Annotated in this window: 14 protein-coding genes; 9 read left to right on the forward strand and 5 right to left on the reverse strand. The window is 37.9% G+C overall.

Going from position 1 to position 10,909, the window contains the following annotated elements; translation table 11 throughout:
- From KS419_RS17215 to KS419_RS17225, 3 genes are all read left to right on the forward strand, one after another.
- Positions 1 to 587, forward strand: a 587-nt coding sequence (locus tag KS419_RS17215) for a group II intron maturase-specific domain-containing protein (RefSeq protein ID WP_281419836.1), incomplete at its 5' end; no start/stop codon positions are given.
- Between the two features lie 290 nt (positions 588 to 877).
- Positions 878 to 1,396, forward strand: a complete 519-nt coding sequence (locus tag KS419_RS17220) for an RNA polymerase sigma factor (RefSeq protein ID WP_217067630.1) — start codon at positions 878 to 880, stop codon at positions 1,394 to 1,396.
- Positions 1,374 to 2,552, forward strand: a complete 1,179-nt coding sequence (locus KS419_RS17225) for a hypothetical protein (protein ID WP_217067631.1) — start codon at positions 1,374 to 1,376, stop codon at positions 2,550 to 2,552. Before KS419_RS17220 ends, KS419_RS17225 begins: the two co-directional genes overlap by 23 nt.
- 84 nt (positions 2,553 to 2,636) lie before the next feature.
- Here the strand turns inward: KS419_RS17225 and KS419_RS17230 are convergent, their stop codons facing one another.
- Positions 2,637 to 2,801, reverse strand: coding sequence for a hypothetical protein (locus KS419_RS17230; RefSeq protein ID WP_217067632.1), 165 nt, complete (start codon positions 2,799 to 2,801; stop codon positions 2,637 to 2,639).
- 194 nt (positions 2,802 to 2,995) lie between these two features.
- Here KS419_RS17230 and cspD point away from each other — a divergent pair, with 194 nt between their 5' ends.
- From cspD to KS419_RS17255, 5 genes are all read left to right on the forward strand, one after another.
- A complete protein-coding gene (cspD, locus tag KS419_RS17235; RefSeq protein ID WP_217067633.1) occupies positions 2,996 to 3,196 on the forward strand; it encodes a cold-shock protein CspD in 201 nt (66 codons plus the stop codon).
- A gap of 108 nt (positions 3,197 to 3,304) precedes the next feature.
- Positions 3,305 to 4,006 (forward strand): response regulator transcription factor, encoded by a 702-nt coding sequence (locus KS419_RS17240; RefSeq protein ID WP_217067641.1) that lies wholly within the window; start codon positions 3,305 to 3,307, stop codon positions 4,004 to 4,006.
- Positions 4,007 to 5,395 (forward strand): sensor histidine kinase, encoded by a 1,389-nt coding sequence (locus KS419_RS17245; protein WP_217067634.1) that lies wholly within the window; start codon positions 4,007 to 4,009, stop codon positions 5,393 to 5,395.
- Positions 5,396 to 5,397: 2 nt separating this feature from the next.
- On the forward strand, positions 5,398 to 6,141 hold the full coding sequence (locus tag KS419_RS17250) for a PepSY domain-containing protein (protein ID WP_217067635.1): 744 nt from the start codon (positions 5,398 to 5,400) through the stop codon (positions 6,139 to 6,141).
- 118 nt (positions 6,142 to 6,259) lie between these two features.
- Positions 6,260 to 6,958, forward strand: a complete 699-nt coding sequence (locus tag KS419_RS17255) for a PepSY domain-containing protein (protein WP_217067636.1) — start codon at positions 6,260 to 6,262, stop codon at positions 6,956 to 6,958.
- A gap of 171 nt (positions 6,959 to 7,129) precedes the next feature.
- Here the strand turns inward: KS419_RS17255 and modB are convergent, their stop codons facing one another.
- The 4 genes from modB to KS419_RS17275 form a co-directional block, all read right to left on the reverse strand.
- The gene (gene modB / locus KS419_RS17260; RefSeq protein ID WP_217067637.1) at positions 7,130 to 7,783 is read right to left on the reverse strand and encodes a molybdate ABC transporter permease subunit; all 654 of its coding nucleotides are present in this window, start codon (positions 7,781 to 7,783) and stop codon (positions 7,130 to 7,132) included.
- Positions 7,780 to 8,532: a molybdate ABC transporter substrate-binding protein gene (gene modA / locus KS419_RS17265; protein WP_217067638.1), complete on the reverse strand. Its 753-nt coding sequence runs from the start codon at positions 8,530 to 8,532 to the stop codon at positions 7,780 to 7,782. Before modA ends, modB begins: the two co-directional genes overlap by 4 nt.
- 193 nt (positions 8,533 to 8,725) lie before the next feature.
- Entirely contained in the window at positions 8,726 to 8,911 is a 186-nt protein-coding gene (locus KS419_RS17270) for a hypothetical protein (protein ID WP_217067639.1), read from the reverse strand.
- 46 nt (positions 8,912 to 8,957) lie between these two features.
- Positions 8,958 to 9,437, reverse strand: a complete 480-nt coding sequence (locus KS419_RS17275; RefSeq protein WP_217067640.1) for a DUF3888 domain-containing protein — start codon at positions 9,435 to 9,437, stop codon at positions 8,958 to 8,960.
- 213 nt (positions 9,438 to 9,650) lie between these two features.
- On the opposite strand from KS419_RS17275, the gene pdaA reads away from it, so the two are divergent.
- Entirely contained in the window at positions 9,651 to 10,478 is an 828-nt protein-coding gene (pdaA, locus tag KS419_RS17280) for a delta-lactam-biosynthetic de-N-acetylase (RefSeq protein WP_380087086.1), read from the forward strand.
- The last annotated feature ends 431 nt before the right edge of the window (positions 10,479 to 10,909 follow it).

Consider the following 10,909-nt stretch of genomic DNA (forward strand, 5'->3'; position numbering starts at 1 on the left):
TCGTCATCTGCTGTAAATCACAAAAAGGGGCTGAAAGAGTTCTTAAATCAGTTACCCGATTCTTAAATGATGAACTGGGTTTAACTGTTCACCCTGGAAAGACAAAGATTGTTAATAACTTAAAAGAGCCGTTTCAATTTTTAGGTTACGAATTCAAGCGTGGTTACTGGGTCTCCCCTTCTCCTAAAGCAATAAAGAAGTTTAAAGAAAAGGTAAAGGAGATCACTAAGCGAAACCAAACGGTGAACATCGAGACATTGATTAAGGAAGAACTGAACTCATACCTTAGAGGCTGGGGTAATTACTTTGGTCACTTCTATGGGAAGGTTACTTTCACTAGATTTGATGAATGGATACGTAGAAGATTAAGAGCAGTTCAATTAAGAAGTTGGAGAAAAATTAGAAAATTGTATAGAGCACTGAGGAAAAGAGGATGGAAAGGAGATCTCCCAAGGTTACGTATGTGTAAATGGAGAAGCTCTCTATCTACCCCAGTACATACTGCATTACCTAATGAATGGTTTGAAGAAATTGGTCTTGTTTCACTTGTGAAGCTTTATAATGATCATCATCCCCAACGGGGATAATCATGGAGGAGCCGTATGCGATGACCCGCACGTACGGATCTGTGAGAGGCGCATGAATAATTTCATGCGCCTACTCTATTCTGAGTGGCTCTGAGACCAGAAATGTAGAAAAATGAAATTGTGTCCTTACAGATCCTTTCTGAAATCAACTCCACAGTATCTTGGTGTTTCACTCAGATAACATACTTACATCAAAAAATATACACTATGAAAATAATTTTTTATAAAACGCAACGAAATGGTTGGTCATCCGACTATTCTATTGAAACGAGAGGGAGCGAGGTGAGGGAATGACGTGGGAGCAATTATATATGGATTACAGTGACCAAGTACATCATTACTTTCTACTGATGGTAGGCAATGTGGAATTAGCAGAAGATTTGACCCATGATACGTTTATACGTGTGAAAAAAGCAATGGAAAGTTACCGAGGGGAATCAAGTTACTATACATGGATCATTGCCATTGGAAGAAACGTGCTATATGATCATTGGCGCAGAAAAAGAAAGATTAAATTTTTTCCCTTAAAGGATTCGCCACAACTTATGGAACAGGAGACACCAGAGGAGATTTATCAAAGGGGAGAAAAGGTCCAGGAATTGTATGACTGTCTAAAAAAAATGAAAGTGAGTTATCAAGAGGTTATTGTATTACGAAAAATCCAGGAACTATCCGTAGAAGAGACGGCAGAGATCCTTAACTGGTCTGAAAGTAAAGTAAAATCCACTACATTTCGGGCGATGAAGGCGATAAAGGAAGTATTGGAATCGGAAAGGGGGAAGAACAATGAAAAAAAATTCTCAATATAATGGAGAAATTGATTTTTCAGGTTTAAAGAAAATGGACCGATCACCAGAACAAAAGCTCCGTACATTTAAGCGACTTCAAGGTAAGGATAAAAAGAAAAAGGTTGCTTTCTCATCGCATTATCTAGCTATTGGTGCAGCTGCAGTAATTTTGTTTCTTTTATCGGTACCTGTTATTTGGGATTCAATCAGTGGAGATTCCCAAACTAGTTTGCATGAAACAGATGGATCAGTAAACGATAGGGAGCAAGGAGAATCTTCATTACAAGTAGCACCTCAGCAAACAGTAATTGATGATGATGAAAACAGCTATCTGCAATTATTCTGGTATGTAGACCCAAATAGTAAATTTGTTGGGACATCCAATTTGGATCGCAGTCAACAATCTGTAGGTGAACTATTGTCCCAATTAGAGAGTGCACGTATAGAAGAAGCAGATTTAATCTTTCAATTGGAGATGGATTATTTCCGTAATGAAACGATGCGTGAAGGGAATAACTTTTATCTGATGATGAACGGGTTCTCCAAATCTCCAAGTGACATCACTACATTTTATTTCCTTGACGAACAAGAAGAGATTTATTTTGAGATCGATAAAGGGAATAGAAACGATATATACAAAGTGAATTCCGATGAAACGGAAGTCATTTATGAGATTGTTAGAAGTGTACTTTCCGAAGCAATGGAAAGGAACCGTACCGCAGATAAAAATCTACTGGAGGCTTGTGGTTGGGATAAAACAAGAGAGTATCACATGGAAGTACAAAAGGTGCATAACATCCCTTGTATCAAACCAATTTTCGAGAATTCTACAATTTCTGTTTTTCAACATGATCGTGCTATTTTCTACGATGAAGTGATTTATACGGATGGGATATCATTTAATGGGACTATGGAAATGGCACTCAATATTATTATATCCAATGATATTAACCCCTATAGGAATAGTAGAACCATTCTGGAACCAATGAAGGAAACGGAAGATTACAGAATTAGTAAAAATATTTCGCCTCATATGGAAGGGAAAATCGAATTAGTGGTCATAGGAAAAACGGAAGATGGTTTAGATTACAGAATATCCATATACGATTCAAGAGGAGATTATACAAGTGATGAGTTGGCGGATATGCTTGAAACTAAGGTGATTCCAGATCTATAGGTTTGTGGGAAGATAAACTGAAGTTAAAATAGTAAGAAAAGGGATACATCATCGCTCGGATGGTATCCCTTTTAAAATTACTTATTAATTGTTGTTGTTATTATTGTTATTACGGTTATTGCGGTTGTTACGATTGTTGGCTGCATTATTCTCATTTGCAAACTCAACGTTTGCGTTATCTACGTTTAAATTTTGGTTATTGTTGTTATTACGATTGTTACGGTTGTTGTTATTGTTGTTATTAGCCATGTTGTCTCACCTCCACAAAGATAATATCTACAAAAAGAATGAAAATAATACAATTTTTTTTGGAAAAAGAAATAAAAAAAAATACGAACAAGATGATGCCCAATGTTTAATTGGTATATTCATTGGTTATAATAAGCGGGCAAAGGTAATTTGCAAATAAAATGTTTGGTTACAAATTCTAGGAGGCAACATTAATGGAAACAGGTAAAGTAAAATGGTTTAACAGTGAAAAAGGCTTTGGTTTTATTGAGCGTGAGGGTGGAGACGATGTATTTGTTCACTTCTCAGCGATTCAAGGAGAAGGCTACAAAAGCCTAGACGAAGGCCAAGAAGTATCATTCGAGATTGAAGAAGGACAGCGAGGGCCACAAGCCGTCAATGTGCAGAAAGCATAATATAGGTAATAAAGCAGGCTTAGAAATTTTCTAAGTCTGTTTTTTAATTTACACATTCTTAAATTCATGTGAAGATGTAGGAAAGAGGAAAGAAAGGCCGTGAAGAAAATGGGGAAGCCCAAAATTTTAATTGTGGAAGATGAGATAAATATTGCAAGGGTAGTCAAACTTGAACTGGAATATGAAGGGTATGTGACAGACTTATCAGAAGATGGTTTTACAGCATGGGAGAAAGTACAAAAGGATTCATGGGACTTAGTTTTGTTGGATGTTATGATACCTCAGTTAAGTGGAATGGAAGTTCTTCGTAGGATGAGGGCGGGGGGCAATACTACACCGGTTATCATGTTAACAGCAAGAAATGCCGTGGTGGATAAAGTGACTGGTCTTGACCAAGGAGCGAATGACTATGTAACTAAACCATTTGAAATCGAGGAATTACTTGCAAGAATCCGTGCTTGCTTGCGGGTATCAACTAATAATATTGACAAGGCAACCAACGAAAAGGATGAACTTGCATTTTCTGACCTCCATGTAAATCTTATGACACGGGATGTAATAAGGGATGGTATACAGATTGAATTAACTCCTAGAGAATATGACCTCCTTATTTTTTTCCTGGAACATCCAAATCAAGTAATGACAAGGGAGCAATTGTTAGAGAAAGTCTGGGGTTATGACTATCTAGGAGACACTAATGTGGTGGATGTTTATATAAGATACATTCGTCAAAAAGTGGACCGTCCATTTCAACACTCTCTTTTTCATACCGTTCGGGGAGTAGGATATGTTTTAAAGGAGCAAGGCTAAATGAAGCTTTCCAAAAGGATTATTTTATATTCCACTGTTTCCCTTTTTATTCTTTTGTTGGCAGTGAACACAAGCATTTATTTTATTTTTGAAAATTATACAAAAAATGCTGAACTTAGTCGTGCAGTATCAAGTTCTCATAGTATTGTGGAAGCAATTCAACCGTCTTCTAGTACTGCAAACCCAGAAGCGGAATATAACCCCACCAATATACTAGAAGCCTATGTTCCGGGGGATGGGATGGTTCGGATCATTGGTGAAAATAACCAGACGATGCTTATGATAACGAAAGATTATGGATTAAGTGGACTAGATACACAATTCAGAAATAGAGAAGAAACAGAAAAAATCACTTATGATAATCGACCTTATGCTGTTGTAAGAACACCTATGATATGGTCAGACGGTTCTATCGTTACTTTGGAAGTGAACGAACCGATGGTCATCTACGAACAAACTGTCAGTACACTGCAGGTCATTTTATTATTAGCGTCGGTACTTATACTTGTACCATCTTATTTTGCAGGACGTGCGTTAAGCCGATTTATTTTAAAACCAATTCAAGCATTAGTTGATACGATGAATGAAATTCGCGAACGTGGAGCTTTTAAGAAGATAGAAGTAAATGCAAATTCCAAGGACGAATTGGATCAGATGGGCATAACCTTTAATCATATGATGGATCTCCTAAAGAAGAACTTTGAGAAACAGGAGCAATTTGTTTCGGATGCCTCCCATGAATTAAAAACACCACTCACGGTTATTGAAAGTTATGCAAGACTTTTAAAGCGTTGGGGGATGAAAAGACAAGATGTCCTTGAAGAGGCCGTGGAAGCCATCTATTCAGAATCTCAAAGGATGAAAGAGATGACAAATCAAATGTTGGTATTAGCTACTGGGGATTCAGAGAAAGTATTGGATCTAAAGAAGGTGAATTTACTAAAACTAATTAAGGAAATTACTCAGCGCCTTTCCGTAACATATCAACGGGATATTTATGTTCAAGAAGAAGTACTAGATCCTACCCTTATGGCCGATGAGGGAAAAATAAAGCAACTTTTATTTATCATTCTTGAAAATGGTCTGAAATATAGTGACGAGAAACTGCATCTTACTTTAGCTGGTGACGAGATCACTTTTAAAATATCGGTTCAAGATTATGGAATAGGAATACCAGCAAACGATATTCCCCGTATCTTTGAACGGTTTTACCGGGTAGATAAAGCGCGGACCCGTAAAACAGGTGGTACAGGCCTGGGATTATCGATTGCCAAAGGGATTGTTGATTCCCATCAAGGTACCATCAGAGTAAATAGTGAAGAAGGGGTGGGTACAACATTTCTTATTACATTACCTAGAGAACAGTGGAAGCAGAAAGGGGAGGAATGAAAATGAAAAAAAATATATTGAAGTATCCTTTGGTACTTGGCATCGGAATGCTTATGTTGTTAATTATTTTCATTTTCATTTATCTAAACCGTGATGTAGAAGCTGCTTTAGGAGAAGATGAGATCACGGAAATGATAGAAGAAAGATTTTCAGGCCAAGTAATTGAAATGGACAAAGTCAGTCTAAATGGTCATCCATATTATGATGTGGAGTTTCAGTCTTCACTAGGAGTTTATTTTATAAAACTAGACGGTGTCTCAGGAATGATTCATCTTTTTAATAAACTTTCGGATAGAAAAGTAGTGTCAACAGATGATCCACCTCACGAATTATCTCCGGTTAGTATGGAGGAAATTGAGGGGATTATTCGAGAATCCATTTCCCCTGATTCACGTATCATCCAGATTCAGTATCAGGAAGAAGATAATAGGCAAATCTATGTGGTTCACGTAGAACAACCAGATGGTTTGGGCCGATTTGAAGTTGATGCCCTCACCGGAAATGTACTTTTATTTGCCTTGGATGCAAGGGATGGTGAGGGGAATAGCGAAGTTATCGGAGAACTCCGTGCTCGTGAAATTGCATTAAGTCATGTGGATGGAGAAGTGGATGATGTGGACTTGGAAGAAAGGGATGGCCGTCTTATTTATGAAGTAGAAGTGGAGAACGATGAAACCGATAAGGAAGCAATGGTTTATATTGATGCCTTCACTGGTGAAGTGCTATCCATTGAATGGGATGACTAAATAACTTAATGAAAACTCTCGTTTTTCTCATCATTTTCTCATTTTCCTCTCAGGTTCTTTTCATCTTGAGTGTATAAGATAAAGATAGAATCAGGAAGAACGAAAGGGAGGAAATATGATGAAAAAATTAATACTTGTTTTAGTTGCTGTATTTGTTATAGGAGGTGCTGCGATTAGCTTTGCATCCAGCCCAACAGGATCAAATGATGATTCGGAGAGAGAAGCTAACACGTATTCACTTGAAGAAAGTAATACTCAAGGCGACTTGGATGACAAAGAATTAAGCGAACCTGTTAAAACAAATGGCGGGGACATTATATCCATGTCAGAAGCTATCACTATTGCGTTGAGTGTGATTGATGGGACAGTGAAGGAAGTGGAGTTAGAAAAAGACGATGGAGTGCTTTACTATGAAGTGGAGATCAAATATGGTGGAGAAGATTATGACATTGACATTAATGCATACACCGGGGAAATCATAAAGGTTGATGATGATTTTAGAGGTCATGCTGAGAGAAATAAAAAGGTTGAAGTTGAAGTGTCCGCTGATTCTATAAACGGTACCTTAAAAGGTGATGATGATTCCACAAAAAATAGTGGTAATTCTAGTGATACGATGATCTCTCCTCAGAAAGCAGGGGAAATCGCTCTTGCACATATTGGCAGCGGAAAAATTGATGATATCGAGTTGGAGACCAAGAATGGAAGCCTGGTATTTGAAGTGGAAATAGAGGATTATCATTTTGGTGATGACGATGATGTGGATGTTTACATTGATGCTTTCACGGGAGAAGTAGTATATGTAGATTTTGATTAAACAAAATAACCCCTAAAAACAAGGACTGTCCTAATGGATAGTCCTTGTTTAAAAGGTAAGAATTTCTTAGTTTTTACACCTTCGGGCAATGACCAGCTCTAGCGCCACCGGTTTTCTTATATGGATTTTTTATTTTTTAAAAGATAAGCTATCTACGGTACTTCCACACCTTTACTTAAACAATCTATGGATAACGAATAAAAATAAAATGGTTGCCCCACTTAAAATTAGAACCATGATGTGTGCATCCATCATTCGGTCTGCCTGAACAGCATCATAAATGGCAATGGAGAGGGTTTGTGTTCGACCTGGAATATTGCCTGCCACCATTAGCGTGGCACCGAACTCCCCCATCGCTCTTGCAAACCCTAAAACAATTCCAGCCAAAATTCCCTTATAAGCAAGAGGGACGATGATGAAGAATAGTAGTTGTATTTTAGTTGCTCCATCCAGTTCTGCAGCTTTTATTGTTTCAGGATCTATTGATTCAAAGGAAGCTTGAATTGGCCTAATTAATAAAGGTAAGGCAGCAATGGAGGCAGCGATGACTGCTGCTTTCCATGTAAAAATAATGGGCTGGCCAGTAATGGACTCCATTATTCCCCCTAGTAAGCTATTTCTTCCTAATATGAGGAGTAAATAATATCCTAGAACAGTTGGTGGAATTACCAGTGGAAGCATGACAATGATGGAAAACAAACTTGTGAGCCTGTTTTTATTAAATGCAAACCACCATGCAAGTAATATTCCCAATATAAAAGCAATAATCGTAGCGATAATCGAAACTTTTAAGGATAATAGTAAAGGTGTAATAATGGCATTCATTTTAGTATATCAAAGCCATACTTCAAAAGTATGCTCTGTCCTTTTTCACTTAATATATAATTGGAGAACTCCTGGCTTAATGCTTTGTTCCCCGCTTGTTTTGGGATCCCAAGAGCCTGGAGAAGTGGTTCATGAGTGCCCTCTTCAATAACTTCATAATGGAAATTCGTGTGATTCATTAACGATAAGGCAATAATTCCTAGATCTGCATTTCCAGATTCTACGTATTGGTAGGCTTGTCTAATATTCTCAGCATAAACAATTTTTGGTTCAACTTCTTCCCAGATTCCCCATGTCTCCAAGGTCTCTTTTGCTGCTTTACCGTAGGGAGCGTGTTCAGGATTTGCAATTGTAATGACATTAACCTCGGGGTCAAGAAAGTATTCCTTATCTAATGTCCTATCCATACGGGACATTATAGCAATTCTACCAACTGCGTAATAAGCAGTTGAGTCATCAAAGATGACATCTCGCTCCACCAATCTGTTTATATAGGATTCGTGGGCAGAAAGAAATAAATCAAAAGGAGCTCCTTCTAGTATTTGTTGTGTTAACAGGCCAGTGGATCCGTATGTATACTCCAATTGAATTCCTGTATCATTTGTAAATTCTTCCCCAATCTCTGTTAGTGCGTGATATAAATCAGAAGCGGCAGCAACGTATATGGTCTTGTCTTCCGATGAATTGGAAGTACAGGCGATTAAACTAACTAAAAAAGGGATAAGCAGGAAAAAAGATGATTTGTTCATGTCTCTCTATCCTTTCGTCAACAACAACCCATGACTGAAGTCATGAGGGCTCTTGCCTATTACCTAAAGCTATACTTTAGTATTATAGCATTTCAGGAACATAGTAAGCGAGTGACGATACAGTTGTACATTACAAAGGAGTAAGATGTTCAAAGGATAGACCTTTCAACACTTATATTAGACTATTAGTAACTTAATTCTTAAAAATATCATAATCCACATGGCATTGCCCATTTAGTTCACTAATGATGTTATTGGCAACTTCTGATTCATGGTCTGCTGTGATGTTGGTAGGAACACTTATACCAGCAACTGTATCAGCAGCCCAGATGCCTTCCAAGTTTGTTTTTTCATCCCGTTCCACATCAATGATGGACATTATTCTCGGCTTAGATCCACTATGTCAAAGGAACGGATTGATATAATTAATCACCGTTTTCGTGCGTTATATCAACGATCTTGACACCATCTGGTTTGATATTTAAAGTCATGGTTGTCATTCCGATTGTGTTGTGTCCTTCTGTGAAAGGACGAACCCTAATCAATACATGGAAATCAAAATGCTTACTTTTTTGGTTTTCCCCTTCATGCTGAAAACGGGCCAGTTCAACTATTTCTGTATTAAATAAATCAAACTGAGTGGATTCTCCATAGTATTCCACTATACATTCAAGTAGCGTGGGATAAAGCAAAGTTAAAAAAGCATCGGCTAATGTCTCCCCTTCTCCTGAACCTGGATCCTCGGTAAAAGGATCTTCTTCAAATGGTACATAACCATCCTCTGTTTTCTCAAAGGATAATGCAAAAGAGTCGATTCCCTTACCCTTAGTTAATTCCATGTCGAAAGAATATTGAATGAATGAGACGAAGCAAAAGATGACGATTATCTTCCATAGTTGTTTCAAATGAAATCCCCTTCTCTTTTTCGAATTTCTACAATCTTACTATGGTAAATAGCACCATAACTTATGCATGAAAATTGACTTGTTGCTCCATACAGTGCAAGCCAGTTCACTTTTTGAAGTAGAGAATGGATATGATTTGAAAAACTTAGTGTGTATGATTTTCCTTTATAATTAAAAACTAATAGCATTACTTATGGAAATGAGGGTGAATTAATGAAGAAGGGTGTTAAAAGGATATTATCTCTTATTGTAATGTTCTGTATAGTTATATCACTACAAGCACCTTTGAATGTTCACGGTGCAGAAAGTAATAAAATATATAACTGGAGTTTTAATCCAAGCTCCAATAATGAGCCTTCCAAAACAGAACCAATTTATGAAGATCTTCTCCAAAAGTATGGTGGGTATTGGATTGGAGATACAATGGAAAAGAAGATTTATTTAACCTTTGATAATGGTTACGAAAATGGTTATACCGAAAAGGTGTTAGATGTATTAAAAGAGAAAAATGTCCCAGCCACTTTTTTCGTCACTGGGCATTATTTGAAAGAAGAACAGGAACTGATTCAAAGGATGGTGAAAGAAGGGCATATCGTAGGGAACCATTCCTATCATCATCCAAGTTTACCTGAGGTTTCGGACGAAAGGCTGAGACGGGAGTTGGAGAATTTAAGGGAATTGTATAAAGATGTAACCGGGAAAGATGATATGTGTTATCTTCGACCGCCTAGGGGTACATTTAGTGAACGTTCATTAGCTAGATCTGCAGAACTTGGATATATCAATGTCTTTTGGTCTTTTGCATATAAAGACTGGGTGACACAAGAGCAAAAAGGATGGAAATATGCATACGATTCAATTATGAAAAGAGTGCATCCTGGGGCAATAATGTTGCTCCATTCCGTTTCCGGTGACAATGCGGAAGCACTACCGAAAGTCATTGATGATTTGCAAAAGCAAGGGTATGAATTTAAAAGTCTCGATGATCTCGCCTTTAAAAGGGAACTGCCAAGGGAATTCCCAACGGATGAGTCAAATTAAAGTTTTTTAATTAACCAAGATAAAAAGCCCACCTCAATAGAGGCGGGTTTTTTAAAAGATCTTTTATGATCTGTTCCACTGCCCTACGCTCGTGATCATAGGCGCTTGTGCTTTTCTTGAAAGGTAAGAAAGCATAAGTTTTTGCACCTTCGGGCAAGTTGTCCAGCTCCAGCGCCTACTCGCAAGGGAACTGAAAAAGTGGTGCTTTTCCACTTTTACAGTTCCTTCATATTCGCTACGAGGCACTTCGGAAGTGACAACCGAAGTCGAAGAGCGGACTTCTAGCTACTTCTTCGAATTCGCTGTCCAACGAGCGTATACTTCGCGAATATACTTCGAGTTGCCTCAACGGACAGGACGTCCTAATATCGGGCATGCCACAGGACGTGGCGCTTTGCCCGATGGACGGATACTCTTCAGAGCGATGCTTG

Source organism: Evansella tamaricis (assembly GCF_019042215.1).
GTDB lineage: Bacteria > Bacillota > Bacilli > Bacillales > Salisediminibacteriaceae > Evansella > Evansella tamaricis.